Annotated in this window: 22 protein-coding genes and 2 tRNA genes; 18 read left to right on the top strand and 6 right to left on the bottom strand. The window is 67.1% G+C overall.

Features of this window, described 5'->3' with window-relative positions:
- Positions 1 to 403 precede the first annotated feature (403 nt).
- The 7 genes from L5014_RS14670 (at position 404) to L5014_RS14640 (ending at position 9,179) form a co-directional block, all read left to right on the top strand.
- Entirely contained in the window at positions 404 to 3,733 is a 3,330-nt protein-coding gene (locus tag L5014_RS14670; RefSeq protein WP_238464462.1) for an Rne/Rng family ribonuclease, read from the top strand.
- Between the two features lie 659 nt (positions 3,734 to 4,392).
- Positions 4,393 to 4,920, top strand: a complete 528-nt coding sequence (locus L5014_RS14665) for a L,D-transpeptidase (RefSeq protein ID WP_238464461.1) — start codon at positions 4,393 to 4,395, stop codon at positions 4,918 to 4,920.
- 154 nt (positions 4,921 to 5,074) lie between these two features.
- Complete coding sequence (moaA, locus tag L5014_RS14660; RefSeq protein WP_238464460.1) at positions 5,075 to 6,187, top strand: GTP 3',8-cyclase MoaA; 1,113 nt, start codon at positions 5,075 to 5,077, stop codon at positions 6,185 to 6,187.
- A gap of 22 nt (positions 6,188 to 6,209) precedes the next feature.
- On the top strand, positions 6,210 to 6,845 hold the full coding sequence (gene mobA, locus L5014_RS14655; RefSeq protein ID WP_238464459.1) for a molybdenum cofactor guanylyltransferase MobA: 636 nt from the start codon (positions 6,210 to 6,212) through the stop codon (positions 6,843 to 6,845).
- A 99-nt stretch (positions 6,846 to 6,944) separates the two neighbouring features.
- Positions 6,945 to 8,321 carry a molybdopterin molybdotransferase MoeA gene (gene moeA / locus L5014_RS14650; protein ID WP_238464458.1) on the top strand — a complete coding sequence of 459 codons (1,377 nt, stop codon included), beginning with the start codon at positions 6,945 to 6,947 and terminating at the stop codon, positions 8,319 to 8,321.
- Between the two features lie 85 nt (positions 8,322 to 8,406).
- Positions 8,407 to 8,682 (top strand): DUF3566 domain-containing protein, encoded by a 276-nt coding sequence (locus tag L5014_RS14645; RefSeq protein ID WP_027817320.1) that lies wholly within the window; start codon positions 8,407 to 8,409, stop codon positions 8,680 to 8,682.
- Positions 8,682 to 9,179: a GNAT family N-acetyltransferase gene (locus L5014_RS14640; RefSeq protein ID WP_238464457.1), complete on the top strand. Its 498-nt coding sequence runs from the start codon at positions 8,682 to 8,684 to the stop codon at positions 9,177 to 9,179. The genes L5014_RS14645 and L5014_RS14640 overlap by 1 nt, the downstream gene beginning before the upstream one ends.
- A gap of 79 nt (positions 9,180 to 9,258) precedes the next feature.
- Here the strand turns inward: L5014_RS14640 and L5014_RS14635 are convergent, their stop codons facing one another.
- The 5 genes from L5014_RS14635 to pncB form a co-directional block, all read right to left on the bottom strand.
- A complete protein-coding gene (locus tag L5014_RS14635) occupies positions 9,259 to 10,794 on the bottom strand; it encodes a DNA recombination protein RmuC (protein WP_420800069.1) in 1,536 nt (511 codons plus the stop codon).
- On the bottom strand, positions 10,791 to 11,780 hold the full coding sequence (locus L5014_RS14630) for a 2-hydroxyacid dehydrogenase (protein ID WP_238464456.1): 990 nt from the start codon (positions 11,778 to 11,780) through the stop codon (positions 10,791 to 10,793). Before L5014_RS14630 ends, L5014_RS14635 begins: the two co-directional genes overlap by 4 nt.
- Before the next feature lie 55 nt (positions 11,781 to 11,835).
- Positions 11,836 to 13,287, bottom strand: coding sequence for a sodium:proton antiporter (locus L5014_RS14625; protein ID WP_420800074.1), 1,452 nt, complete (start codon positions 13,285 to 13,287; stop codon positions 11,836 to 11,838).
- Positions 13,288 to 13,361: 74 nt separating this feature from the next.
- A complete protein-coding gene (locus L5014_RS14620; RefSeq protein ID WP_238464455.1) occupies positions 13,362 to 14,036 on the bottom strand; it encodes a LutC/YkgG family protein in 675 nt (224 codons plus the stop codon).
- 127 nt (positions 14,037 to 14,163) lie between these two features.
- Positions 14,164 to 15,366 carry a nicotinate phosphoribosyltransferase gene (pncB, locus tag L5014_RS14615; RefSeq protein WP_238464454.1) on the bottom strand — a complete coding sequence of 401 codons (1,203 nt, stop codon included), beginning with the start codon at positions 15,364 to 15,366 and terminating at the stop codon, positions 14,164 to 14,166.
- 375 nt (positions 15,367 to 15,741) lie between these two features.
- Here pncB and fdxA point away from each other — a divergent pair, with 375 nt between their 5' ends.
- From fdxA to L5014_RS14575, 8 genes are all read left to right on the top strand, one after another.
- The gene (gene fdxA, locus L5014_RS14610) at positions 15,742 to 16,065 is read left to right on the top strand and encodes a ferredoxin FdxA (RefSeq protein WP_238464453.1); all 324 of its coding nucleotides are present in this window, start codon (positions 15,742 to 15,744) and stop codon (positions 16,063 to 16,065) included.
- A gap of 133 nt (positions 16,066 to 16,198) precedes the next feature.
- Positions 16,199 to 16,274 (top strand) — tRNA-Asn (locus tag L5014_RS14605).
- Positions 16,275 to 16,355: 81 nt separating this feature from the next.
- A tRNA-Asn gene (locus tag L5014_RS14600) sits at positions 16,356 to 16,431 on the top strand.
- Between the two features lie 245 nt (positions 16,432 to 16,676).
- Positions 16,677 to 17,168, top strand: a complete 492-nt coding sequence (locus tag L5014_RS14595; RefSeq protein WP_238464452.1) for a CreA family protein — start codon at positions 16,677 to 16,679, stop codon at positions 17,166 to 17,168.
- A 27-nt stretch (positions 17,169 to 17,195) separates the two neighbouring features.
- Entirely contained in the window at positions 17,196 to 18,089 is an 894-nt protein-coding gene (locus L5014_RS14590) for an AraC family transcriptional regulator (protein WP_238464451.1), read from the top strand.
- Positions 18,090 to 18,306: 217 nt separating this feature from the next.
- A complete protein-coding gene (locus tag L5014_RS14585; RefSeq protein ID WP_238464572.1) occupies positions 18,307 to 19,104 on the top strand; it encodes an AzlC family ABC transporter permease in 798 nt (265 codons plus the stop codon).
- Positions 19,101 to 19,424 (top strand): AzlD domain-containing protein, encoded by a 324-nt coding sequence (locus tag L5014_RS14580; RefSeq protein WP_238464450.1) that lies wholly within the window; start codon positions 19,101 to 19,103, stop codon positions 19,422 to 19,424. Before L5014_RS14585 ends, L5014_RS14580 begins: the two co-directional genes overlap by 4 nt.
- A 182-nt stretch (positions 19,425 to 19,606) precedes the next feature.
- A complete protein-coding gene (locus tag L5014_RS14575; protein ID WP_238464449.1) occupies positions 19,607 to 20,356 on the top strand; it encodes a DUF4088 family protein in 750 nt (249 codons plus the stop codon).
- A gap of 49 nt (positions 20,357 to 20,405) precedes the next feature.
- On the opposite strand, the gene L5014_RS14570 is transcribed toward L5014_RS14575, so the two are convergent.
- Complete coding sequence (locus L5014_RS14570) at positions 20,406 to 22,610, bottom strand: ATP-dependent helicase (protein ID WP_238464448.1); 2,205 nt, start codon at positions 22,608 to 22,610, stop codon at positions 20,406 to 20,408.
- Positions 22,611 to 22,888: 278 nt separating this feature from the next.
- Between L5014_RS14570 and L5014_RS14565 the strand changes: the two genes are divergently transcribed.
- From L5014_RS14565 to panS, 3 genes are all read left to right on the top strand, one after another.
- Positions 22,889 to 23,107 carry an RNA-binding S4 domain-containing protein gene (locus L5014_RS14565; protein ID WP_238464571.1) on the top strand — a complete coding sequence of 73 codons (219 nt, stop codon included), beginning with the start codon at positions 22,889 to 22,891 and terminating at the stop codon, positions 23,105 to 23,107.
- Positions 23,108 to 23,260: 153 nt separating this feature from the next.
- Entirely contained in the window at positions 23,261 to 24,706 is a 1,446-nt protein-coding gene (locus L5014_RS14560) for an MATE family efflux transporter (RefSeq protein ID WP_238464447.1), read from the top strand.
- Positions 24,707 to 25,163: 457 nt separating this feature from the next.
- A complete protein-coding gene (gene panS / locus L5014_RS14555; protein ID WP_238464446.1) occupies positions 25,164 to 26,141 on the top strand; it encodes a ketopantoate/pantoate/pantothenate transporter PanS in 978 nt (325 codons plus the stop codon).
- Positions 26,142 to 26,208: the final 67 nt, after the last annotated feature.

Here is a 26,208-nt window from a genome sequence, read left to right as displayed (position 1 = left end):
TGCTCGATGCTCGAGGCCGCAAAGCAGATCCAGCCAGCAGCGCGCGCAGTTCGCGGCTGCGGCCGATGTCCTGTCGCGGTCGTGCGTGGCGCAGTTTGCCGCCCGCACGCCCAGCAAGCAGCAACGGGCGGATCGGAAGCGCAGGAAAAACCGTGCGCCCCCGCATGTCTAGCCACTCTTGAAAACGTATTTCGCATGTGCCCACGCGGCCCGTCCATGGCAACTCAACGCCCGACCAGCCGCCCCAAAGGCAATTCTCCCCGCCATCGTTCCTGCTCCAGCGTGCTTGTGAAAACACAATAAGGCGCGGCTTGCCGTGGCCCTCTCCCCCATGCAGCCCGGCGAAGCGCCGGGCGCCGTCGAGGGACAGGGGCCGCGCGCGAAGCCGCACTGGAGCCGTTCAATGAAACGAATGCTGTTCAACGCGACACAGCAGGAAGAACTGCGTGTCGCCATTGTCGATGGGCAAAAGCTGATCGACATCGACATCGAAACCGCCGGACGCGAACAGCGCAAAGGCAACATCTACAAGGGCATCGTCACCCGCATCGAGCCGTCGCTCGAAGCGTGTTTCGTCAACTACGGCGAAGACCGCCACGGCTTCCTGCCGTTCAAGGAAGTCGCCCGCCAGTACTTCCGCGAAGGCGTCGACATGCGCGGCGCGCGCATTCAGGACGCCCTCAAGGAAGGCCAGGAACTGATCGTCCAGGTCGAGAAGGAAGAGCGCGGCAACAAGGGCGCTGCTCTCACCACGTTCATCTCGCTCGCCGGCCGCTACCTCGTCCTCATGCCGAACAACCCGCGCGGCGGCGGCGTGTCGCGCCGCATCGAGGGCGACGACCGTCAGGAACTGCGCGAAACCATGGCGCAGCTGCAACTGCCGGAAGGCATGAGCATCATCGCGCGCACGGCCGGCATCGGCCGCTCCGCCGAAGAGCTCCAGTGGGACCTGAACTACTTGATGCAACTGTGGCGCGCGATCGAAGCCGCGTCGCAGGCCGGCCAGTCCGGTCAGCCGATGCTGATTTATCTGGAGTCGAGCCTCGTCATTCGCGCGATCCGCGACTACTTCCAGCCCGACATTGGCGAAATCCTCATCGACACCACCGAGATCCATGACCAGGCGCGCGCCTTCATGGATATCGTGATGCCGGACAATGTCAACAAGGTGAAGCGGTATCACGACGACGTGCCGCTCTTCTCGCGCTTCCAGATCGAGCACCAGATCGAGACGGCCTACTCGCGCACGGTGCCGCTGCCCTCGGGCGGCGCGATCGTGATCGACCACACCGAGGCGCTAGTCGCCATCGACGTGAACTCGGCGCGCGCCACCAAGGGCGCCGACATCGAGGAAACCGCCGCGCGCACCAACCTCGAAGCCGCCGACGAAGTGGCGCGCCAGCTGCGTCTGCGCGACCTGGGCGGCCTGATCGTGATCGACTTCATCGACATGGAGTCGGCCAAGAGCCAGCGCGAAGTCGAGCAGCGCCTGAAGGACGCGCTGCGCCACGACCGCGCGCGCGTGCAGATGGGCAAGATCTCGCGCTTCGGCCTGATGGAGCTCTCGCGCCAGCGCCTGCGCCCGGCCCTCTCGGAAGGCAGCCACGTCACCTGCCCGCGCTGTAACGGCACGGGTCATATCCGCGATACGGAATCGTCGGCGCTTCAGGTCCTGCGCATCATCCAGGAAGAGGCGATGAAGGAAAACACCGCGGCGATCCATTGCCAGGTGCCGGTCGAAGTGACCGCCTTCCTGCTCAACGAAAAGCGCTCGGAGATCAACAAGATCGAGTCGCGCTTCAAGGTCGGCGTCGTCCTGATCCCGAACAAGCACCTCGAAACGCCGCACTATAAGCTTGAGCGCCTGCGTCACGACGATGCGCGCCTCGACGACCCGCGCGCCTCGTGGAAGATGGCCGAAGAGGCCGCGCGCGAGCTCGAGTCGGAAACCGGCTACAGCAAGCGCACCGCCGAAGCCAAGCCCAAGCAGGAAGCCGCGGTGAAGGGCATCACGCCCGAACGTCCGGCCCCCTCCGCACAGGCCAAGCCGGTCGAGGCGATGCCCGTTGGCGCACCGGTCGCAGCAGCGCCGGCAAGCGGCGGCGGCTTCTTCGCCTTCATCAAGCGCCTCTTCGGCGGCGCGCCGGCCGCGGCTCCCGTGCCGGCACCGGTCGAGCAGCAGGAAAAGGCTGCCCGTCCGGTACGCGAAGCCCGCACCGAGCGCGGTGAAAAGGCAGGTGCAGGTTCCGCCGACCGCAACCGCAACCGTCGTGGCGGTGGCCGCGATGCGGCCGGCCGTGGCGAAGCAGCAGGCGGCGCGCGCGCCGGCCAGCCCTCGGGGCGCCGCGAAGAGCGCGAACCGCGTGAATCGCGCGAAGGACGTGAAAGCCGCGAGGGCCGTGAAGGTCGCGCCCCCCGTGAACAACGCGAGCCGCGTGAAGCACGCGAAAGCCGCGAGGTCCGTGCCGAACGCGACCAGCGCATCGAGCGCGTCGAACGTGGCCCGGACCGCAGCGAGGCAGCCGAAGCCGCCCCGCGCGGCGAACGCCAGGAACGTGGCGAGCGCCGTGAACGTGGTGAGCGCACTGAACGCGCCGAGCGTGGCGAACGCCGCCGTCAGCAGCCGGCCGAAGCCGCCGAGGCGCAGGAAGCGCGCCTCGACGCCGCCGGCACCGAAGTCGAGACCGCCGAAGCAGCCCAGGCCGCCCTCACCGATGGTGTGAGCCACGCCGGTGCCGAGGAAGACGGCGCAACGCCGCAAGGTGAAGAGCGCCGCCGCCGCCGCCGCGGCCGCCGTGGCGGTCGCCGCGAGCGCGATGCGGAAGGCACGCAAGGGCTCGAAGGCGCCGATGAAAGCGCCGACGAGGCCGCTGCAGCGCCTGCCGGCGCGCAGCCCGCCGTCGAGCACGCTGCCGAGCGCGTCGAAGCTCAAGCCGAAGCCCGTGCGCCGGAAGCTGTCGTTCACGCGCCCTCCGTCGCCGAGGCGGTGGTCGTGACGGCCCTGCCGGTCGCAGCCGCCGCTGCTGCCGAAGCCGCACAAGCGGCACAAACGGCACAAGCGGAGCAACCGGCACAACCGGCACAACCCGCGGAAGTGACCGGAGCACCGGCAGCCAAAACGCCGGTCGCCGAAGCACCGGCCTTCGTGACGGCTGCGCCGGCCGAGACGCCGGCACCGGCTGCTACGCCTGTCGCCCCCGCTGTCGAACCGGCTGCTGCGGCCACCCCGACCGAAGCCGAGCCGGCCCAGGTTGCTGCCGCACCGGCTGCCGTTGCCGTGACGCCCCAGGTTGCTGCCGCACCGGCTGCCGTTGCCGAGACGCCGGCCGCGCCCGCCGTGGAGCCCGCTGCTGCCGAAACGCCGGCGGTTCGCGAAGATCGTGTCGAAGCTCCGCATGCAGCGCCCGTCGAAACGGCTACCGCCGCTCAACCCGCGCCGGTCGAGACGCGTGCCGAAGCCGTTGTGGCACAAGTCGAAGCCGCTGCACCGGCCGCCGAGCCCGCGACGCAGCGTCACGCGCAAGCAAGCGCTGCCGCCACGGCAGACACGCTGCGTCCGATGCTGGAATCGGCGGGCCTCGAGTGGGTCAACACGGACGCCGTCAAGCTGCGCGCCGCACAGGACGCCGCCGCACAAGTGGTGAAGCCCGCGCGTGTGCCGCGCGAGCGCAAGCCGCTGCCGCCGGCCGACAGCGCGCCGATGCAGCAGGTCGAGACGAGCCGCCAGCCTTAACTGGCACACGAGCACTGCCTGGGTCGCAAAGCGGTCCAGGCAGTGTTCTAAATTAAAAAAACACCCCAACGGTTGGCCACTGGCCCAACCGTTGGGGTGTTTTTCATTGCGGACGTTGAACCCGACACAGGTACAAATGCGACCGTGTGACCCAGTGCTCGCGTGGTCAGGTTGCAACTGGTTTGACGCATAGCGAGTAATCCCCCGTATGTGGTCGTGGAAGTCAGTAGGAGCCAATACCATGACGCCTCGTAAGGCTCGCGTCACATGACGGGCCAATTTCTGGAAAAAGTAACGATGCGGCGCTGAAAGTCCCGCATTTGGAGTTTGGAGGATCAATGACGGGGCACGCGTGGGTTCGTCGAGGTATCGTGGCTAGTGCGCTCCTGGCGACAGGCGCCGTAGCCGTCATGGCGGTCGGTGCCGGTGGTGCCGATAGCTCGCAGGCGGGATACCGCGCCGACGGGACAACTACTGGCACCACGCCCCCCGCAGTCGCGGCAATCTCCCCCTCGCCTGGCACAGAGGCGACACCCGCCGTCTCGAAGGCCGCAACAGCAGATGTCGCAGCCGCCACTGCGCCGCCCACGGCCCAAGCGATAACGCCAGCCGTGGTGGCGATTCCTCCCGCCGGGACTCCCATGTCTCAGGCGATCAAAATGATCCAGGATCAAGCCGCAAGTGCCCTGGCCGCGAATCCGACCGTTGAGCCGCATGATGCAGTTGGGGGTCCCCCCGCATTTCCAGTGGGTTTTGACTTTGGCGCGGCTAGTCCGCCAGCCACCGCGCCGAGCGAGTGCATCAAGGCCAAGCGGATCATTTGCGTGGATAAAACGACCTATACCGCCACGGTGTATGAGGCTGGCAAGCCGCAGTGGTCGTTTTATGTTCGCCCGGGGGACGCGCGTGGCACCCGGTATCAAACAGGGGAAGGTTACGGCCACATTACTCACAAGAGTCGTAATCACGTGTCCAGCATTTATGGCACGCCCATGCCCTATGCGATGTTTATTGCGTGGGACAACTCCCCTGCCACTGGCGAAGCCTTCCATTTGTCATATCAGTTCCAGTCGGAAGGGTATTACGGGGCAAGCCACGGATGTATGGGCGTCGGTACCGAAGCGGCCATCAAACGACTCTGGGACACCAGCCCCAAAGGGACACGGGTATTCGTCTATCGCACCTGAAGGGGCGTGACATGGCATCGATATGTTGATGCGCCGTCGGGGACAGGGTGATCGCTTCTGACGGAGAAGCGCCCGCTGATATATTAAATTCATCTTTGGCAATGACCAAAGCGCGGTTGGGCTAGAATCGAACCATCGCGAGAACGAGCCCACCATGTCCCGACGCATCATCCCTGTTGCCGATATCCGCTCGCTGCCGCCCAGCCCGGCGGCGCAGACCGTGCGTGCGCCGTCTGGCGAGCTGTTCGACGCCCTTGCGCGACCGCTGCGCGACCTGCGCATCTCGGTCACGGACCGTTGCAACTTCCGCTGCGTCTACTGCATGCCGCGCGCCGTTTTCGATAAGGACTACCCGTTCCTGCCGCATTCCGCGCTTCTTTCGCTCGAAGAAATCGAACGTCTCGCGCGGCTTTTCGTCGCGCACGGTGTCACGAAGATCCGCCTGACCGGGGGCGAACCGCTCCTGCGCAAAAACATCGAATTCCTGATCGAGCGACTCGCGAAGCTGCGCACGCCAGAAGGCGAGCCGCTCGACCTCACGCTCACGACCAATGGGTCGCTGCTCGCGCGCAAAGCGCGCGCATTGCGCGACGCGGGCCTCACGCGCGTCACGGTGAGCCTCGACGCGCTCGACGACGCCCTCTTTCGGCGCATGAACGACGCCGATTTCGCGGTCTCCGACGTGCTCGACGGCATCGCGGTCGCGCAATCGGTCGGGCTCGGGCCCATCAAGGTCAACATGGTCGTCAAGCGCGGCACCAACGACGGCGAGATCGTGCCGCTCGCACGCCACTTCCGCGGCTCGGGCGTGACATTGCGTTTCATCGAATACATGGATGTGGGCACCTCGAACGGCTGGAATATGGCCGAGGTGCTGCCGTCCGCCGACGTGGTCGCACGTATCGCCGAGCATTTCCCGCTCGTGCCGCTTGAAGCGCACAACGCCGCCGAAACGGCGCAGCGCTGGGGCTACGCGGACGGCGCAGGCGAAATCGGCGTGATCTCCAGCGTCACGCGCGCGTTCTGCGGCGACTGCACGCGTGCGCGCCTCTCGACCGAGGGCAAGCTGTATCTGTGCCTGTTCGCGTCGATGGGCTACGACCTGCGTGCGATGCTGCGCGGCGAAGCGGGCGACGAGGCGATCTCGTCCGCGATCGCCCAGATCTGGGAGCAGCGCGCCGACCGCTATTCGCAACTGCGCGGCAGCGACGCCGCCCCGGCTGCTGGCGAAGAGCGTCGTATCGAAATGTCCTATATCGGCGGCTGAAACACCGTACACCGATCCGCCAATGCCCCCCGCCTCGCCTGCCCCTGCCATCCCCGCCGCCGCGCTCACGGGCCTCGTGCTCGCGGGCGGCCGCGGCCAGCGCATGGGCGGCGTCGACAAGGGCCTGCAGCGCCTGCACGGCAAGCCGCTCGCCGCCCACGTGCTGGCGCGCCTCGCGCCGCAAGCAGGCGCACTCGCCATCAGCGCGAACCGCAACCGCGAGGTCTACGCCGAACTCGGCGCGCGGTGGCATGCGGAGGTGATCGCCGATACGCTGCCCGACTACCCCGGCCCGCTCGCGGGATTGTTGGCCGGCCTGCGCGCCGCCCGCACCGAATGGTTGCTGAGCGCGCCGTGCGATTCGCCGTGGCTGCCGGCCGATCTCGGCGCACGTCTGGCCATTGCCGCGTGCGCGCAAAACACGCTCATCGCCACGGCGAAGACGGCGAATGCTGCCGGCGAAGTCAGCCTGCACCCCGTCTTCGCGCTCGTCCACACCTCGCTCGCCGACGATCTCGCCGCGTTTCTGGACGCGGGCGAGCGCAAGGTGCGTGCGTGGTACGCGCGCCACACGGCCGCCGAAGTGGTCTTTGCCGACGAGCGTGCGTTTTACAATGTCAATTCCTTACAGGAACTTGCCGACCTCGACCGTGCCTGACGAGCGCGCCCGGCTCGACCGCCGCCCGCCACCGGCCTGATGCACGTCCCACTGGACGATCGCCGCACCCAACGTGCGGATGCGACGCTTCTCCACTCCATGACCACGCTTAACAGTATTACCGGTAGCGCAGGAAGCCTTAGTCAGTTCGATCCTCAAGCCTTGCCCGTCAGCGCCGCCCAGGCCATCGTGCTCCAGTGGGTGACGCCGCTCGCGCAAAGCGAGCGCGTGCCGCTGCGCGATGCGCTCGCGCGCGTGCTCGCGCGAGACGTGATTTCGCCGATCGACGTACCCGCGCACGACAACTCGGCGATGGACGGCTACGCCTTCGACGGCGCCTCGCTGCTGGCCAATGCCAATATCAATACCGCGGCCAGCACGCCCGACAGCGCGGCGCTCACACTGAGCGTCGCCGGCAAGGCGTTCGCCGGCCATCCGTACACGGGCGCCATCGCAGCAGGGGCGTGCGTGCGCATCATGACGGGCGCGCCGATGCCCGCTGGCTGCGACACCGTCGTTCCGCAGGAACGCGTGGAGCGCAGCGGCGGTGCAGCGGGCGAAGAGCGCGCTGCCGAAGCAGTCATCGAAACCATTACATTCCGCGCCGACGCCGTGAGACCCGGCGCGAACCGTCGCCGCAAGGGTGAAGATCTCGCGCGCGGCAATGCCGCATTGCGCGCAGGCCGCGTGCTGCGCGCGAGCGACATCGGCTTGATGGCCTCGCTCGGCCTGGTCGATGTGGCGGTCAAGCGGCGCCTGCGCGTGGCGTTCTTCTCGACCGGCGACGAGCTGCGCTCGCCCGGCGAGCCACTCGACGCCGGCTGCATCTACGACAGCAACCGCTACACGCTCGGCGCGATGCTCCAGCGTCTGAACATCGAGCCGGTCGACCTCGGCAGAGTGCGCGACGACCCCGAATCGCTCGCTGCCACGCTCAAGGCAGCCGCCGAAAGCGCCGACGTCGTGCTGACCTCGGGCGGCGTCTCGGTCGGCGAGGCCGATTTCACGCGCACCCAGTTGCAGACGCTCGGCGACGTATCCTTCTGGGGCCTCGCGATGCGTCCGGGCCGCCCGCTCGCGTTCGGTCGCATCTGGTCGGGCGGCCAGCCGGGCGCCGGGCGCGCGGCGCTCCTGTTCGGCCTGCCAGGCAACCCCGTCGCCACGATGGTCGCGTTCTACCAGATCGTGCGCCCCGCGCTGATCGCGATGTCGGGCGCGACGCCACAACCGGTGCCGCTCTTTCCGGCACGCTGCGATGCGCCCATCAAGAAGCGCCCGGGCCGCACCGAATTCCAGCGCGGCATCGCCGAACGCGACGCGCAGGGCCAGTGGCACGTCGCGCCCACGGGCTCGCAAAGCTCCGGCGCGCTCAGCACGATGAGCGAGGCGAACTGCTTCATCGTGCTCGCCCACGAAAGCGCCGACCTCGATGCCGGCGACGCCGTCGACATCATGCTCTTCGACGGCCTCGTCTAGCCCAGCGCCCATGACCAGCCCGCGCACCGCTCAACATAATTCGACGTCCATCAGCGACGTCCCCTCGACCTACGGACCGACTCACATGAAAAAACAGATTTCGTTCATCGCCGCCGGGCAGACCGCGAAGGCGCTCATCCTCGTGTACCTGACCTTCAGCGTGCCGGTCGTGCTGCTGGTCGCGGTGGTCGCGTTCTTCCGCTACGGCACCTTCGAGCTCGGCACCGTGTTCAGCGCGCTGATCCTCAATGCGATCGTCGGCTTCGTGCTGCTGTGGATCGCCTGCCATCTGTACAACTGGGTCGCCTCGCGCTTCGGCGGCATCGAGATCCATCTCTCCGACGTGCCCGAGGAGGCGTGATGGCCGCCACGATCCGCACGGCCGCGCCGGCCGACGTCGGCGCCATGCACGCGCTGATGTACGAACTCGCCGAGTTCGAAAAGCTCACGCACCTCTTCACCGGCACGCCCGAAAGCCTCGCCGATGCGCTCTTCGGCGCACATCCCGCGGCCGAGGCGCTCGTGGCCGAGGACGCGGGCCGCATCGTCGGTTACGCGCTCTTCTTCCATAACTATTCGACCTTCCTCGGCAAGCGCGGGCTCTATCTCGAAGACCTCTACGTGCAGCCGTCGCAGCGCGGCACGGGACTCGGCACGGCGCTGCTGCGCGCACTTGCGGCCATCGCCGTGGAGCGCCGGTGCGGCCGCTTCGAGTGGACCGTGCTCGACTGGAACGAGCCGGCCATCCGCTTCTACGAAAAGATGGGCGCGATCATCCTGCCCGACTGGCGCGTGGTGCGCGTGACGGGCGATGCGCTCGACCAGCTTGCGGCGCCTGCCGAACCGGTTGTGGGCTAACCGATCGGCTAACCAGTCCCAGGCAACAAAAAGGGCCGTCCGCAGCGATTTGCGGACGGCCCTTCGTTTTTTGCGTGGGTCACTCGTCGCCGCTTTCGCCGTTCTCTTCGTTGCGCAGCACGTCGCCAAGCAGGCTCGAAGCCGCCTCGCCGGGCAAGGCCTCGACCTCGCGCAGCTTGCGGTTCATCACGCGCGTGCGCACTTCGGCGGCTTCGATCGAACGCGTCACCGTCTCCAGTTGCGACTTCGTGCGCGCGAGCACATCGCCGAACTTGCCGAACTCCGTCTTCACCGCGCCCAGCACCTGCCAGACCTCGCTCGAGCGCTTCTCGATCGCGAGCGTGCGAAAGCCCATCTGCAGGCTGTTGAGCAGCGCCGTCAGCGTGGTCGGGCCCGCCACGCTCACGCGGTAATCGCGCTGTAGCACGTCGGTAAGGCCCGGGCGGCGCAGGATCTCGGCGTAGAGCCCCTCGGTGGGCAGGAACAGTAGCGCGAAGTCGGTCGTGTGCGGCGGCGCGACGTATTTTTCGGCGATGGTGCGGGCCTCGGCGCGCACGCGCGCCTCCAGCGCACGCCCCGCGTCTTCGATGCCGGCCGCGTCGGCGCGCTCTTGGGCGTCGATGAGCCGCTCGTAGTCCTCGCGCGGAAACTTCGCGTCGACGGGCAGCCAGACCGGCGCACAGTCGGAGGCGCAAGCGGCCGTACCGCCCTGCACGCCGCGCCCCGGCAACCGGATCGCGAACTCCACGCGCTCGCTGCTGCCCGGCACCGTCGCCACATTTTTCGCGAACTGTTCGGGCGTAAGCATCTGCTCGAGCAGCGCTTCGAGCTGCACTTCGCCCCACGTGCCGCGCGTCTTCACGTTCGTGAGCACTTTCTTCAGGTCGCCGACACCCGCCGCGAGCGTCTGCATCTCGCCCAACCCGCGATGCACCTGCTCGAGCCGGTCGGAGACGAGCTTGAACGATTCGCCCAGACGCTGCTCGAGCGTCGCATGCAGCTTCTCGTCGACGGTGCGGCGCATCTCTTCGAGCTTGGCCGCGTTGTTGGCTTCGATGTCCTTCAGGCGTTGTTCGAGCGTCGCGCGCACCTCGGCGAGGCGGCGGTCGTTCGCCTCGGTCAGTTGCACGAGTTGCTGAGCGAGCACGTCGCCGAAATGGCGCAGCGCCTGGCCTTGCTCCTCGCGCGCCTGTTGCGCCTGCAACTGCTGGCTCTGGCGCACGGCGTCGAGTTGCTGCGCGTTGCTCTGCGTGAGCTTCGCGAGCTGCTGCGCGAAGCTGTCGAGCTGGCCGTTCTGCACGGTTGCGATGCTCGTGAGATGCGCGGCGAGCGCCTGCTGCACCTGCGCAAAGCCGCCGCCGAACTCGCTGCGCGAGGCCTGCGCGGTGCGCGCGATCTCGTTGCGCAGTTCGCGCTCGATGCGCTCGGCCGCGCGCGCCTGGGCGTCCGTCGAACCCGCAATGCGGTCGCTCAACTGGTCGAGCGCGTCGAGCGTGGCTTCGCCTTGCTCGTCGTCATGCGTGCCACGGCGCGCGCGCAGAAGCGCAAAAACCGCGAGCGCCAGCGCGAGCGCGAGCACGAGCGTCGCCACCGCCATCAACGGCTGAGCGTTCATGAACGCGCCTTCCCCATCACGGCCGGATTGATCGGGTTGGGCGGCTGGCCCGCGCGCGGACCCTCGCCCAGCGCGGCGATCAGGTTGTCGGCGGCGAGGTTCGCCATCGCGCGGCGCGTGCCTTCGCTCGCGCTCGCGATGTGCGGCGTGAGCACCACGTTGTCGACCGTGAGCAATGCCGGATGCACGCTCGGCTCGCCTTCGAACACGTCGAGGCCGGCGGCGGCGATCTGGCGCGTGCGCAGCGCCTCGGCGAGCGCCGCGTCGTCGACGATGCCGCCGCGTGCGATGTTCGTGAGTGTGGCCGTGGGCTTCATCAGCGCGAGCTCGGCCGCGCCGATCGTGTGGTGGTTTGCCGGCACATACGGCAGCACGAGCACGACGTGATCGGCTTCCTTGAGCAGTGCTTCTTTCGAGCGATATTCGGCGTTCAGCTCGGCCTCGAGCTCGGGCGCGACGCGCGAGCGGTTGTGATAGATCACGCGCATGTTGAAGCCGCGTGCGCGGCGCGCGAGCGCCTGGCCGATGCGACCCATGCCGATCACGCCGAGCGTCGAGCCATGCACGTCCGCGCCGAGAAACATGTCGAAGGACCACTTCTGCCATTTGCCCGCACGCAGGAAGTGTTCCGATTCGGCCATGCGGCGCGCGGCCGCCATCATCAGCGCCCAGCCGAAGTCGGCCGTGGTTTCGTTGAGCACGTCCGGCGTGTTGGTGCCCAGCACGTTCGCGGCGTTGAAGGCCGGCATGTCGAAGTTGTTGTAGCCCACCGCCATGTTCGAGACCACGCGCAAACGCGGGGCCGCGGCGAGCGTGGCCGCATCGATCGGCTCGCCCATGGTGAGCGCGCCGTCCTTGTCGGCGAGTCGCGCCTTGAGGGCGTCGGCAGACAGCGTCTCGCCGTTATTCCAGTCGACGTCGAAGTACTGCTTGAGACGGTCGATCACGTCCGGAAAGATCGAGCGCGCCACGAGAATCTTTTGCATCGTTGCTCTCCACGCTTAGGAGGTTGGTTCGCCTTGAATGGGCCGGCCGGGCCCGTTAGACGAAAAAGAGCCAGGTCGCCACGGCGAGCACCGGCAGCAAGACCGCGCAGGACCAGCCAAGATAGCCGAAGAAGCCCGGCATGCGCACGCCGCGCTGCTGCGCGATCGCCTTCACCATGAAGTTCGGCGCGTTGCCGATATAGGTCATCGCGCCCATCCAGACGGCGCCCGCCGAGATCGCCGCGAGCGTTTTCGCGCCGCCCGTCATGAGCGACTGCGCGTCGCCGCCCGCGAGATTGAAAAACACGAGATAGGTGGGTGCGTTATCGAGAAACGACGAGAGCAGGCCCGTCGCCCAGAAGTACAGCGCGTCATTGGGGTGCCCCGGCGCGTCGTTCACGAACTGGATCAGCGCGGCGAACGCGCCCGCCTCGCCCGCGCGCAGCATCGCGATGACGGGCGTGATCGTCACGAAAATGCCCGCGAAGAGCTTCGCCACCTCGACGATGGGCGCCCAGTCGAAGTCGTTGTCCGCGCGCGCCTTGCGCGATGCGAAGACGAGCGACACGAGCGCCAGCGCAACCAGCCCCGCGTCGCGCACGAGATTTTGCAGCTCGATGCGCGTGCCCGGCAACGCGATGCCGATGCCCGGCTTCCAGACGCCGCTCGTCAGCACGAGCGCAATCGCAAGCGCGAGCAGCACGAAGTTGGATTTGCCGCCCACATAAAACTGCGGCGTATCGGGCGTCGGGTCGAGAAATGCCGCGCGCGCCTCGCCAGAACGGTGGAAATACCACGTATCGAGCGCATAAAACACGGCGAGCAGCACGACGCAGACGAACAGCATCGGCAGCGCGAGATGCTGCGTAGTCCAGAAGAAGCCCACGCCGTTGAGAAAGCCGAGGAAGAGCGGCGGGTCGCCGAGCGGCGTGAGCGAGCCGCCCGCATTGGCGGCGAGAAAAATGAAGAACACCACCACGTGGACGTTATGGCGCCGGTTGTCGTTCGCGCGCAGGAGCGGGCGGATCAGCAGCATCGCGGCGCCGGTCGTGCCCATCACGCTCGCGAGCGCGGTGCCGAGCGCGAGAATCGCCGTATTCGTGCGCGGCGAGCCGCGCAGATTGCCGTACACGCAGATGCCGCCCGATATCGTATAGAGCGCGCCGAGCAGGACGATGAACGGCACATACTCGTCGACGAGCGCGTGCAGCAAGAGCGGATAGGTGGCCGAAAACCCGTGCGTCGCCGCGAACGGCAACAGCAACGCAAGCGCCCAGGCCGCCGAGATCTTGCCGAAGTGGTGATGCCAGAATGTGGCCGCGAACATCGGAAAGAGCGCGATCGACAGCAGCATGCACGCGAACGGCAGGCCCCATGCGGCGGGAAGCGTCGCGCCGTCCACGCCGGCCGCGTGCGCTGGGGGCGCCACGAACGCCATCATCGCGACGAGCCCCGCGAGCGCCCCGAGTCCATGGCGCGCTGGATGCACGGGTCGCACGGGTGGCATAGGTCGCGCGGCCCCGTCCTTCACGTGCTGCGCACCTTCTTCTGCACGCGCGGTGCACTCGACGACCGCAAACGTCATGCGCCCTGCACGACGATGACATGCACGCGATACGGCCCGTGCGCGCCGAGGATGATGGTCTGCTCGATATCGCCGGTGCGCGACGGCCCCGAAACGAAGTTGACCGCGCGCGGCAGCTCGCCACGTTCGGCGCGCATGAGCGCGAAGGCGTCCTCGTGACCGGCGACGATGCGCGACGCCGGCACGACGGCAATGTGCGTCTCGGGCAGCAACGCGCCCGAGGCCCAGGTCTGCGGACTGGAAAGCAGGACCAGCGTGCCGGTTTCGGCGCTCGCGCAAAAGCATCCGGTCAGACCGACGAGATCGCGGTCTTCAGGCTTGCGAAACTCGACGCTCAATCCCGCGCCGGCCCAGTCGAACGATTCGAGCGTTTGCCAGGCCACTGCTTGCGTGGACAACTCAAGCGACGCGAGATAGCGCGCGGCGGCGGCGGGCACATCGGCGAGCTGCGCGACTTCATCGACGGTAGAGGCCATCTTCTTCGCCTCGGCCACGAAGCGCGCGACGAGGTCGCCTTCGAGCGGCGGACGCGGTCCTTGCGGATGACGCGCGAGGTAGTCGGCGACAGCTTCGCGCTCGTGCGCGGCGGGCGTCGCGTCGCGGCCCTGCGCCGCGCGAATGCGCGCGAGTATGCTGCGGCGGGCGGCCGTGGTGTCGACCTTGGAGTCCATACGCGTCCTCGACAGATGAAGAAAAGCGACGCGCCGATTATACCGGGGCGTCGCTCGTCATCTGGCTCGGTTCGCGCACCTGGATGGCGCGCGGCGCGTGCGCGGATGAATGTCCGTGCAGAAGCACTTACTTGCCCGCGCTCTCTTCCTCCGTGGGCTGCTCGATGCCGAACACCTGGCGCAGATAGGCGAGATAGGCCTTGTCGTCGCACATGTTCTTGCCCGGCGAATCGGAGAGCTTGGCGACGGGCTGGCCGTTGCAGCGAACCATCTTGATGACGATCTGCAGCGGCTGATAGCCGAGGTCGTTGGTGAGATTGGTGCCCACGCCGAAAGCAAGGCGGCAACGGCCGCCAAAGCGCTCGTAAAGACGCAGCACCTTGGGAATGTCGAGCGCGTCCGAGAAGATCATGGTCTTCGTGCGCGTGTCGCAGCGGTTGTCCTCGTAGTGCTTGAGCAGGCGCTCGCCCCACTCGAACGGATCGCCCGAGTCGTGGCGCGCGCCGTCGAAGAGCTTGCAGAAGTACATGTCGAAGTCGCGCAGGAAGGCCTGCATGCCGTAGACATCGGAGAGCGCGATGCCGAGGTCGCCGCGATACTCCTTCGCCCACATCTCGAAGCCGTAGATCTGCGAGTCGCGCAGGCGCGGGCCGAGCGCCTGGCACGCCTGCAGGTACTCGTGCGCCATCGTGCCGAGCGGCGTGAGGTTGTGCTTCATCGCGTAGTAGACGTTGCTCGTGCCCGTGAACTGCTCGCCGAGATCGTCCTTGAGCGTGAGGATCACTTCCTCGTGCCAGCGCTTCGAGAAGCGGCGGCGCGTGCCGTAGTCGGCGATCTTGCAGTCGGCGAATTCGGGCTTCGCGCCGAGCAGCTCGATCTTGTGGCGCAGACGCTCACGCCCCTCCTCGTACTGCGGATGATGCTGCGTGTTGCGGAAATAGACTTCGTTGACGATGGCAAGCACCGGGATCTCGAAGAGGATCGTGTGCAGCCACGGCCCCTTGATCTCGATGTCGATTTCGCCATTGCCCTTGGGCGAAGGCGCGACCGAGATGTACTTCTCGTTGAGATGGAAGAGCGCGAGGAAATCGATGAAATCGCCCTTGATGAAGCGCATCTTGCGCAGGTACTCGAGCTCGGGCTCGGCAAAGCGCAGCCTGCAAAGCTTCTGGATCTCGCTGCGGATTTCATCGACGTAAGGCACGAGGTCGATGTCGGGCGTGCGGCAGCGGAAGCGGTATTCCACATTGGCCGCGGGGAAATGATGCAGCACCACCTGCATCATCGTGAATTTGTAGAGATCGGTATCGAGCAGCGAAGTAATGATCATGATGGGCCGGCCGGACTGCTATCGGAAGGCGCGCGCTCCGGTTGCCGCCCCGCCCTCGCCTTGTGGGACGAGGCGGCAGCGCCGCAAACGGCGTGCGCCGATGGGTGCGCCCATGTTACCCCAATGCGTCCGCGCCAAGCCGCCAGCGCCGCACGTCCACGCGCGCTCGGGCAATGAGTGCAATGGCGTAAAACCTCGCGCAAAGCACGGGCATGGATCGTATGCACCCGAGGTAGCGCATAAACTAATCACAAAACGATATAAAAGCGGCTGCGGACGTCTGGCTGAGAAAAATCGTCATCAGTTACAATATTGCTTTTGGCAAACGGCCAACGCCGCGCCAACCCCCGATACAAGCATGCAGGAGCTGCCTGAATGACCCACGTTGTGACCGAAAGCTGCATCAAGTGCCGCTATACCGACTGCGTCGATGTGTGCCCGGTGGACTGCTTTCGCGAAGGTCCCAACTTCCTCGCGATCGACCCGGACGAATGCATCGACTGCGCTGTGTGCGTTGCCGAATGCCCGGTGAACGCCATCTACGCTGAAGAAGACGTGCCTGGCGACCAGCAGCACTTCACTCCGCTGAACGCCGAACTGGCGAAGGCATGGCCGAGCATCACCAAGACCAAGGCGCCGCTGCCGGAAGCCGACGAATTCAAGGACGTGAAGGACAAGCTCGCGCTGCTCGCGCGCTAAGCATACGTTCCGTTTCGGGGCGTCGTCATCTTGAACCCTGCGCTCCTTCGCACAGGGAGAAATAACAAGAAGACGGCAAGGTGTTGACAGACACCGCCAGACCCCATAGAATCTCGTTCTCTGCTTTTGTTGATCCCCGATAGCTCAGTCGGTAGAGCGCCGGACTGTTAATCCGTAGGTCCCTGGTTCGAGCCCAGGTCGGGGAGCCAAGATTCGCAAAAGCCCGTTGGCGGTAATCACATCGCAAAACGGGCTTTTTCATGAAGTTAAAGTTGTAGCTGTACTGCTGTTCCCCGATAGCTCAGTCGGTAGAGCGCCGGACTGTTAATCCGTAGGTCCCTGGTTCGAGCCCAGGTCGGGGAGCCAAAATATCGAAGCCGTTGCGTATATTGCGCAACGGCTTTTTTCTTTTCTGCCTTGCGCAAGCACCTCCCCTTTCCATCATCGCCTCCACGAGCATGGCATGACCTGCCGAACAACGCGCTTTGATGGAGTGTGTCCCCATGCCTACCCGTAACGGGCGACCAGGTACGTACCTCCGGTACTGCCAATAACCGCCCTCGACTCGCGCCCTGCCCGATAATGTCGGCTCATCGTTCTCGGGAATCCGCATGAAATCGACTCGCTTCGCCGCCCGGCTGCTTCCGGCCATCGTCCTTTGCGCCGGTGCTCTTGCAGCAGGCGCCGCCCACGCCGAGCAGATCGGCAGCGTGAACACCAACTTCCGCATAACCGGCTCCGACAGGGTGGTGGTCGAGGCCTACGACGACCCCGCCGTGAGCGGCGTCACGTGCTACGTCTCCCGCGCGCGCACCGGCGGCGTGAAAGGCACGCTCGGCATCGCGGAGGACCCGACCGAAGCGTCGATCGCCTGCCGCCAGATCGGCCCGATCAGCTTCGCCGCCCCGCTCAAGCAGCAAGCCGATGTCTTCAGCGAGCGCATGTCGCTTGTCTTCAAGACGCTGCACGTGGTCCGCGTGGTCGACACGAAGCGCAACGCGCTCGTCTACCTGACGTACAGCGACCGCGTGGTGAGCGGCAGCGCGAAGAACAGCGTCACCGCGGTGCCGATGCCCGCGGGCACGACTATTCCCGTGCGCTAAACTGAGGGGCCAGGCCGGACCCTTGCCATGACCGTCTCCCGTTTTCGCGATTTCGCCCGTTACTGGCGCACGCCGCTTTTGCCCGGCGCGGACCTGCTCACGGCCGAATATCACGATCACGCATTCACCCCGCACTGGCACGAGGCCTACACGATCCCCGTGATCGAGGACGGCGCCGAGTGCTACCGCTATCGCGGTGCGCTGCACGTCGCGGAGGCGGGCAGCGTGCCGGTCATCAATCCGGGCGAGGTCCACACCGGCTCGCGCGCCGTCGACGAAGGCTGGCGCTATCGCGTCATGTACGTGCCCGTCGACACGCTGCACACGCTCGCGAGCGAAATTGCGGGCCGCGCAGAGCCGCTGCCGTGGTTCGACGCCGAAGTGATCCGCGATCCCGATCTCGCTCGCCGCCTCTCGCGCGCGCACCGGCTGCTGGAGGCGGACGCCGACCGCCGCCACGCGGAGTTCGCGCTCGTGCCGAATGTGCCGAATGCGCCAAACACGCCGCAATCCGACCTCCTCGCGGTGGAAGACGCGTTGCTCGACGCGCTTTCGACGCTTCTCACCCGCCACGCGCGCACGCACGAGGCCCGGCTCGGGTCCGCTGCAAACGAGCCGCGTGTCGAAATCATGAAGGCGCTGTTGGCCGCCGATCTCACCGCGCCGCTGCGCGTGGCCGATCTCGCACAGGCGGTCGGCCTCTCGCCATTTCATGCGACGCGTCTGTTCACCCAGGCCACGGGGCTGCCGCCCCATGCGTGGCGCACCCAGTTGCGCTTGCAACGCGCGCTCGCGCCGTTGCGCGCGGGCGCCTCGGTCGCCGAGGTCGCCGCCGCGACCGGCTTCACGGACCAGAGCCACTTCACGCGGCACTTCCGCCGCATGTTCGGCGTGCCGCCGGGCCGCTGGCAGGCGAACTAGCCGCACGATCCGCTCGCGCGCCGCAAGAACGTACAAGCCATGCGCGCCGCGCCCGGCTATGCTGGCTCCCTGGCCTTGCATGGGGCCAGAGTAAGGCACTTTGCATGGGCAGGAGCCCGTGCTGAAGCGCCAACTCTCGCCGATACAGGAGACTCGTTTGACCCGCCATCCCCATCGCTTCAAGGAATTTGTCGCCGGCGCGCGCGACACGCTCCCCATGATGATCGGCTCGGCGCCCTTCGGCGTCATTTTCGGCACGCTCGTGACCTCGGGGCCGCTCTCGCCCTGGCATGGCCAGTTGATGTCGCTCGCCGTGTTCGCGGGCTCGGCGCAGTTCATCGCGCTCGGGCTGATCGCCTCGCATGCGAGCTTCGCCGTGATCTGGGCCACCACGCTCATTGTGAATCTGCGTCACGTGCTCTATAGCGCGACGCTCGCGCCCTACGTCTCGCATCTGCCGATGCGCTGGCGTCTCGTGCTCGGCGGCCTGCTCACCGACGAGGTGTTCGCCGTCGCGTGGGCGTATTTCCGCCGCCACGCGCCGGGCGATGTGTCGCCGTGGCATTTCCTCGGCTCCGGGCTCTCGATGTACCTGAACTGGCAGTTCTGGACGGCCGCAGGCCTGCTGTTCGGCGCCGCGTTTCCGGGTCTGCAATCGCTCGGGCTCGACTTCGCGATGGTCGCCACGTTCATCGCCATCGTCGTGCCGCAGCTCGTGGCCGTGCGCTATCTGGCCGCCGCCATCACGGCGGGCACGCTCGCCTTCTTCTGGCAAGGCTGGCCGTACAAGCTCGGCCTGCTCGGCGCCGTGCTCGCGGGTGTGGCCGTGGGCGTCGCGCTCTCGCTGCCGCGCAAGCCGCGCGCGAGCCCTGCCGAGAAGGACGACCACGCCACCCCTTCCGCTCAAGCGGCCCAAGCTGCCCAAGCTGCCGGCCCGGGCGGCAAGAACACGCGCGAGGCAAGCACCGCGTGCCTTTCCTGTCATGATGCGCACGCCGCTGGAGGCCGCCCATGAACTACGTCGTCCTGATTCTCGGCATGGCTTTCATCACCGTGGCGGTGCGTACCGCCGTCTTCGTGCTGGGCGAGCGGCTCGTGTTTGCGCCGATCGTGCGCACGGCGCTCGGCTTCGTGCCCGTCACGGTGCTCACCGCGCTCATCGTGCCGATGGCCGTCTCGCCCCACGGCCAGCAAGCCGAGCTTACGTGGCGCAACCCGCAGCTCGTCGGCGCGCTTGCGGCGGTCGCCGTGAGCGCGCTCACGAAGCGGCCGCTTCTCACTATCGCCGTGGGGCTGGGCGTGTTCTTCCTCTGGCAGGGTGTGGTGCTGCGCTGAGGTTGCCTTCCTCCCATCCTCGCCCGTCCGCTCCCGGACATGCCCTCCGCAACCGCCAGGCGCCGCCCTGGCGGCGCGCCTCAGTGTCCCGCCTCAAGTTTCGCCTCGCTGCGCCGATAAACCGTCGAGGCCTGCATTGGCGCGACGGCCAGGCACCGCCAGGAATACACGGGGCAACCACAATGGGGCACATCACCCTCAATCTCAAGGACGAAACGCTTGCGTCGCTGCGCAAGGATTTCGACGCGTTCCTGCGCGTCTCGCTCAAGCTCGACCCGCAATTCCTCACGCCGTCGTTCGAGGACTTCCTGCGCGCGAAGCTGCTCGACAATATGACGCCGCTCACCGAGCAGGCCGTGCAGCGGCTTTTGCAGGGCGGGCAATACGCATGGGCCAAGCGCACGCTCGACAAGGAATTCCCCGAAGTCGTCTCGATCCTGCTGCGTCAGGCGGGCGAATTCGGCTTTGGCTTTGCGTCGCGGCCCGGATGGACGCCCGACGAGCTAACGAAGCAGTGCCGCGAATGGGCTACCGCGATCGTCCACGAAGCGAGCGCCGACGAAGCGCTGATCGACCCGCTCGCCGCGCAGATCAAGTCCGGCGTGCAGGATATCCAGACGCTGGAAGAGTCGATGCAAACGCCGGCGTGGCGGCTCGCCGAATCGGTGCGCCAGCGCGTCTATGAAGCGAAGATCGGCTGCGAGCAGGCGAACGGCAGTCTTGCGCGCGAGCGTCTGGGCGAATTGCGCGGTCTCCTGCGTCTGGGCATCGCACACGGCACGTTCCAGAAGCATGAAGCGCAGCAGATCATGGAATATCTGCGTCTGTTGAAGCCGGAAATTTTCGTCGAGGAACCCGACGATGTGTTCACGCGGCTCGCCGCGTGGCTGCGCAACTTCTTCGTGCCGCCGCCAAAAAATCAGGCGCGCTAACCAGTACGCCAAGCAGGCAGACCAGGCGCCAGGCACACCAGGCGCGGCCCTACTCCCACATCTTGCGCAGCTTCGCGCCGATCTCGACCTTCGCGCGCGCCGCGGCGGCCAGTCCCGCCGCGCTCGGCGCGCTCGCCACCGGCGCGGGTGGCCAGGCGCGCGACTCGAAGAGCGGCAGCATCTGCGCCGCGATGAAGCGCGTGCGCGACGCCCACACGTGACGGTCGCCGCTCGCGGCCTGGTTGTGCACATAGAAGCGCTGCGGCACGACGATGTGCAGGTCCTCCTTCGCGCGCGTCATCGCCACATGGAGCAGGCGCCGCTCCTCTTCCAGTTCCTCGTCGCTGCCCGCGCCGAGATCCGACGGAATGCAGCCGTCCACGCCATTGAGCACGAACACGTTGCGCCATTCCTGGCCTTTGGCCGAATGGATCGTCGAGAGAATCAGATAGTCCTCGTCGAGCAGCGGATCGGCCGACTCGGCGCTCGTGGCGTCGGGCGGGTCGAGCGTGAGTTCGGTGAGGAAGCGCTCGCGCGACGCGTAGGTGCTCGCGATGCTATCCATCTGCAGCAGGTCGGCGAGACGCACCGGGGCGTCTTCGTGATTGCGCTCGAGATGCGGCTCGTACCAGCGGCGCACGCGCTCGAACTCGGCGGGCCACGGCGTCGCGCGCGCACCGAGCGTATCGACGAGCGCCGCGAACGCAGGCCAGTCCTCGGCCGCGCGCGGCGGCGGCGCGAACGCGGCGAGCGCCTGCGCGGCGCGATACGCGCCCGTACAGGCCGCGACCTGATCGAGCAGGCGCGCCGCCGTTGCCGGCCCGACGCCAGGCAGCAGTTGCGTCACGCGAAAGCCCGCCACGCGGTCGAGCGGATTTTCGGCCCAGCGCAGCACCGCGAGCACGTCCTTCACGTGCGCGGCGTCCAGGAAGCGCAGGCCGCCGAACTTCACGAACGGGATATTGCGCCGCGCCAGTTCGATCTCGAGTGTCGCGCTGTGGTGCGCGGCGCGAAACAGGACCGCCTGCTGCTTGAGCTTCATGCCGCCCTCGCGCGCCTCCAGGATCTGCTCGACGACGTAGCGCACCTGGGTGGCTTCGTCGGCGACCGTGACGAGGCGCGGACGCTGCTGCGACGCGCGATCGGTCCACAAGTTCTTCGTGAAGCGCTCGGCGGCGGCGTCCATCACGGCGTTCGACGCCGCGAGGATCGGCTCGGTCGAACGGTAGTTGCGCTCGAGCGTGACCTGGCGTGCGGGCGGATCGAATTGCGCCGGGAAATCGAGGATGTTGCGCACCGTCGCGCCGCGAAACGAATAGATGGCCTGGGCGTCGTCGCCCACTACCGTGAGTCCGCGCCCGTCCGGCTTGAGTGCGAGCAGGATCGACGCCTGCAGGCGGTTGGTGTCCTGATACTCGTCGACGAGGATATGGTCGAAGCGCCCCGCCAGATCCGCCGCGATGGCCGGTTCCGCCGCCATATGCGCCCAGTAGAGCAGCAGGTCGTCATAGTCGAGCACGTTCTGCTTCTGCTTGGCGTCCACATAGGCCGCGAACAGCGCGCGCAGTTGCGGCTCCCATTCGAGGCACCACGAGAACGAGCGCGCGAGCACGTTCGCGAGCGAGTCGCCCGTGTTGACGACGCGCGAGTAGATCGCGAGACACGTCGACTTCGCGGGAAAGCGCTTTTCCTTCGCCGATAGCCCCAGTTCGTGACGCACGAGGTTCATGAGATCGGCGGAATCCTCCCGGTCGTTGATCGTGAATGCGGGCGAGAGGCCGATCTGCTCGGCGTATTCGCGCAACAGGCGCGCGCCGATGCCGTGGAAGGTGCCCGCCCAGGCGAGCCCCTGTGCGAGGGCCGCCGCTGCGCCCGACACCCCGGCGGCGATGCGCGAGACGCGCCGCGTCATCTCCTGCGCCGCGCGGCGCGAGAAAGTCAGCAGCAAGATGCGGTGCGGATCTGCGCCATTCGCGACCAGATGCGCGACGCGGTGCGCGAGCGTGTTGGTCTTGCCCGAGCCCGCGCCGGCAATCACGAGCAGCGGCGCCGGGAGCGCGGCACCCGGCGCGAACGCCTGCGGCCCGCCGTGCTCGACGGCGGCGCGCTGGGCGTCGTTAAGCTTCGCGAGGTACGGCGCCGCTTCGGGCGCGACGTCGCTCGTGTGAGGGGAATCGGCAAGAGAGACGGTGGACACGGCGGACGCGCTGGCTATCAGGAGAGAGCGGTGAGAAATGAAAGGATCGAGCCGCATTACACTTCGTGCAGGCGCCGCGGCGACGCAGACGCATACTGTATATCCATACACCCCGGGCCCGCAAGCGGCGATCTTGCAGCGATCTGGCGCTATTCAGCACTGAACTTTCGATCCGGGCACACACCGCTGAGTTGGCCCCAAAGCAACGTTGCATCTTCTTGCGAAATCATGACATCCGGCCCCGAGTTGCTATACCCGCCCGCTCGCCCGCGATCGCTTATGATGCTCACCCTTCGCGTGCCCTGCCCGGCGCGCCCTTGACTCCCGTTTCCGCCATGCCCAATCTCGATTTCACCCTCACCGGCGATTACGTCGAACTCCACAACCTCCTGAAGATCACCGGTCTCGCCGACAGCGGCGGCTCGGCCAAGCAGATCGTCGCTTCCGGCGCCGTGAAAGTGGACGGCGAGGTCGAACTGCGCAAGACGTGCAAGATCCGCGCGGGCCAGTCCGTGCTGCTCGGCGACACGCGCATTGCCGTGCGCGAAGCCTGACCCACACTACCGAAGTGAAATGCATCCGAAAGCGGATGCACCATCTAGGTGCTTTTTGTCCGAAAGAAGGGTAATCTCGCAGGAGTCCCCGACCTCGACATAAACGCACTTTCTGAACGCGCGGCGCGATTTATCGCGCCGCGCTTGCTTTTCATGACCCGACCCACTGCCCCCGCGCGCGCCGGCCAGGCGAGCCGCGCCATCGCCCCGCCCTCGCTCAGGCGCCACGCCGCCGACACCGCGCGCCTCGCCGCGCCGCTCGCCATCGCCCAGCTTTCGCAGATGGCCATGAGCGTGACCGACACCGTGCTGCTCGGCTCGCTGGGCGCAGGCGCGCTCGCGGCGGGCGGGCTCGGCGCGAACCTGTTCTTCGTGGTGGTGACGGTGCTCCAAGGCGTGCTGACCTCGGTGAGCGTGAGCGTCGCGCAGGCGCGCGGCGCTGACGATCTGCACCGCGTGCCGCATATCTACTGGACCGGCTTCGCGCTTTCGCTGCTGCTGGCCGTGCCCGCGTTCGCGCTGCTGTCGTTCGCGGCGCCGCTGCTGGTCGCGCTCGGCGAGCCGCCCGTACTCGCGCACCAGGTGGGCGAGTACGCGGCCGTGCTGCGCTGGGGCGCGCCGGCCAGCCTGATCGGCGTGGGTCTGATGCGCTCGTTTCTGCCCGCCATCGGCGCGGCGAAGCGCCTGCTGTGGATCTCGATCATCAGCGTGTTCTTCAACGGCTTCCTGAACTACGGGTTGATTCACGGCGCGTGGGGCCTGCCGCGCCTCGGCTTTCTCGGCTCGGCGGTCGCCACCGCGATCACCGTCTGGCTCACCACGCTCGTGCTGATGGCGCTGCTGCATCTGCGGCCTTCGCATCAGCACTTCGTGGTCGCGCGGCGGCCCACCGCGCCGCTGATGGGCGAGCTCTTCGCGATCGGCTGGCCCGTGGCGATCACCTACGCGGTGGAATCGATGCTCTTTCTCGCCACCGGCCTGTTGGCGGGCCTGCTCGGCGCGATGCCGCTCGCCGCGCACCAGATCGCACTGAACGTGGCTTCGGTGATGTTCATGGTGCCGCTCTCGATCGGCCAGGCGGCCAATGTGCGCGTGGGCTACTGGATCGGCGCGGGCGTGCCGCGCGCGGCGCGCCACGCGGGCTTCGTCGCACTGGCGCTGGGCGTGGGCTTCATGTCGATGTCGGCGCTCGTGATGGTGCTCGCGCCGCACTGGATCGTCGGGCTCTACCTGCACCTCGACGATCCGGCCAACGCGCAGACCGTCGCGCTCGCGGCGTCGCTGCTCGGCGTGGCGGCCCTGTTCCAGATCGTCGACGGCATGCAGACGGTGGGCTCCGGCTGCCTGCGCGGCCTGAAGGACACACGCGTTCCGATGGTCGCCGCGACGCTCGGCTACTGGGGCATCGGCTTTCCGGTCGGCTATGTGCTCGCGTTCCATTTCGGCATGGGCGCGCTCGGGCTCTGGTGGGGGCTCGCGGCCGGGCTCGCGAGCGTGGCCGCGTTCATGACGTGGCGTTTTCATCGCATGAGCCGGCGCGGATCGTTAAGCGGGTCATTAAGCGGGTCGTTAAGCGGGTCGTTAAGCGAACCTCGTTAAGCGAACCTCATTAAGCGAACCATTAAGCGGACAGTTAAAATAGCGGGCTGGCGCGGCCCGCCGTCCGTCCCACAAGGGCGGAAGGCGGGCAGAAAAAGGCAGGAACACAGCACCCCCGTTGTATGAGCCCAGAGCAAGTACTCCGCGCAGATCCGCAGTCAGCGCAGAAACACTTGCCGCGACCAACCACCGAAGCACCACTCCGGCCGGCAAAAGGAGACATGCACGCTTCGCAGCCATGCCGGCCACCCCGGCCGCGCGCGACGCACCGCAGACCAGCCGGCGCATCAGCCATAGCCATGACCCCCCATCGCATTGCGTGCGCGCCAGGCCGCACGCGCAGGCGTCGTCATGGATGCGGCTGCCGCGCCTTTCGCCCCGACCGGTCTCATCGATAACAATCGGCTCGCGACCCGCTCGCAAGCCAATAACGCCCCCGCTCACGGACCACCCACTCATGCTTGCCCCGATTACCCGACTGTTCCCGCTCTGGGCCGTCCTCGTCTCGCTTTTCGCCTACTTCAATCCAGGCGCGGTCGCGCCCATCACGCCGCACGTCACGACGCTCCTGATGATCATCATGCTCGCCATGGGCGTGACGCTCTCGTTCGCCGACTTCCAGCGCGTCTTCACGCGGCCCGCGCCCGTGCTCGCCGGCATCGTCCTGCACTATCTGGTGATGCCGCTGGCCGCGTGGGTCATCGCCCATGCGCTGCACATGCCGCCCGATCTCACCGCCGGCATGGTGCTGGTGGGCAGCGTGGCGAGCGGCACCGCCTCGAACGTGATGATCTATCTCGCGCGCGGCGACGTCGCGCTTTCCGTGACGATCAGCGCGCTCTCGACGCTCGTGGGCGTGTTCGCGACGCCGCTCCTCACGCGCCTTTACGTCGATGCCTCGATCGTCGTCGACGTGCGCGGCATGCTCATGAGCATCCTGCAGATCGTCGCGCTGCCGATCGTCGTCGGCCTTGTGGTGAATCGTCTCGCGGGTGGCCTCGTGCGCCGCGTGGAGCCCGTCCTGCCGCTCGTCTCGATGGTCTCGATTCTCGCGATCATCGCGGCGGTGGTGGGTGGCACGCACGCGAGCATCGCCACGGTGGGCCCGATCGTGGCGCTCGGCGTGGTGCTGCACAACGGCATCGGGTTGCTCGGCGGCTACTGGGGCGGGCGCCTGCTCGGCTTCGACGAATCGGTGTGCCGCACGCTCGCCATCGAAGTGGGCATGCAGAACTCGGGCCTCGCCGCGACGCTCGGCAAGCTCTACTTCTCGCCGCTCGCCGCGCTGCCGGGCGCGCTGTTCTCGGTATGGCACAACCTTTCGGGGTCGCTGCTCGCGGGCTACTGGGCCGGCAAGCCGGCGCGCGGCAGCGAGCGCGATGCCGCGCGAAACTTGCACGGCACGGGCCACACCCGGCGCGTCGCTTCCCGATAGAATCGGTGACAAAAGGCGCACGACGTAAGCGAACCATGGCGGACGCCGCAGCGCCGACAGCTTCGCA

This window comes from Paraburkholderia tagetis, from assembly GCF_022213065.1.
Classification (GTDB): domain Bacteria; phylum Pseudomonadota; class Gammaproteobacteria; order Burkholderiales; family Burkholderiaceae; genus Paraburkholderia; species Paraburkholderia tagetis.
Note: the sequence above shows the minus strand (reverse complement) of the source record. Positions and strands in the feature narration are given on the sequence as shown.

Bases quoted from the DNA above. Each gene is read 5' to 3' on its own strand.
- L5014_RS14560 (WP_238464447.1), top strand. From the start codon at position 23,261: ATGACCCGACCCACTGCCCCCGCGCGCGCCGGCCAGGCGAGCCGCGCC.
- L5014_RS14595 (WP_238464452.1), top strand. From the start codon at position 16,677: ATGAAATCGACTCGCTTCGCCGCCCGGCTGCTTCCGGCCATCGTCCTT.
- L5014_RS14625 (WP_420800074.1), bottom strand. From the start codon at position 13,287: ATGCCACCCGTGCGACCCGTGCATCCAGCGCGCCATGGACTCGGGGCG.
- L5014_RS14645 (WP_027817320.1), top strand. From the start codon at position 8,407: ATGAAAAAACAGATTTCGTTCATCGCCGCCGGGCAGACCGCGAAGGCG.
- L5014_RS14665 (WP_238464461.1), top strand. From the start codon at position 4,393: ATGATCCAGGATCAAGCCGCAAGTGCCCTGGCCGCGAATCCGACCGTT.
- L5014_RS14620 (WP_238464455.1), bottom strand. From the start codon at position 14,036: ATGGACTCCAAGGTCGACACCACGGCCGCCCGCCGCAGCATACTCGCG.
- L5014_RS14575 (WP_238464449.1), top strand. From the start codon at position 19,607: ATGGGGCACATCACCCTCAATCTCAAGGACGAAACGCTTGCGTCGCTG.
- panS (WP_238464446.1), top strand. From the start codon at position 25,164: ATGCTTGCCCCGATTACCCGACTGTTCCCGCTCTGGGCCGTCCTCGTC.
- fdxA (WP_238464453.1), top strand. From the start codon at position 15,742: ATGACCCACGTTGTGACCGAAAGCTGCATCAAGTGCCGCTATACCGAC.
- L5014_RS14670 (WP_238464462.1), top strand. From the start codon at position 404: ATGAAACGAATGCTGTTCAACGCGACACAGCAGGAAGAACTGCGTGTC.
- moeA (WP_238464458.1), top strand. From the start codon at position 6,945: ATGACCACGCTTAACAGTATTACCGGTAGCGCAGGAAGCCTTAGTCAG.
- mobA (WP_238464459.1), top strand. From the start codon at position 6,210: ATGCCCCCCGCCTCGCCTGCCCCTGCCATCCCCGCCGCCGCGCTCACG.
- L5014_RS14570 (WP_238464448.1), bottom strand. From the start codon at position 22,610: ATGCGGCTCGATCCTTTCATTTCTCACCGCTCTCTCCTGATAGCCAGC.
- L5014_RS14590 (WP_238464451.1), top strand. From the start codon at position 17,196: ATGACCGTCTCCCGTTTTCGCGATTTCGCCCGTTACTGGCGCACGCCG.
- L5014_RS14585 (WP_238464572.1), top strand. From the start codon at position 18,307: ATGATGATCGGCTCGGCGCCCTTCGGCGTCATTTTCGGCACGCTCGTG.
- L5014_RS14635 (WP_420800069.1), bottom strand. From the start codon at position 10,794: ATGAACGCTCAGCCGTTGATGGCGGTGGCGACGCTCGTGCTCGCGCTC.
- pncB (WP_238464454.1), bottom strand. From the start codon at position 15,366: ATGATCATTACTTCGCTGCTCGATACCGATCTCTACAAATTCACGATG.
- L5014_RS14630 (WP_238464456.1), bottom strand. From the start codon at position 11,780: ATGCAAAAGATTCTCGTGGCGCGCTCGATCTTTCCGGACGTGATCGAC.
- L5014_RS14640 (WP_238464457.1), top strand. From the start codon at position 8,682: ATGGCCGCCACGATCCGCACGGCCGCGCCGGCCGACGTCGGCGCCATG.
- L5014_RS14580 (WP_238464450.1), top strand. From the start codon at position 19,101: ATGAACTACGTCGTCCTGATTCTCGGCATGGCTTTCATCACCGTGGCG.
- moaA (WP_238464460.1), top strand. From the start codon at position 5,075: ATGTCCCGACGCATCATCCCTGTTGCCGATATCCGCTCGCTGCCGCCC.
- L5014_RS14565 (WP_238464571.1), top strand. From the start codon at position 22,889: ATGCCCAATCTCGATTTCACCCTCACCGGCGATTACGTCGAACTCCAC.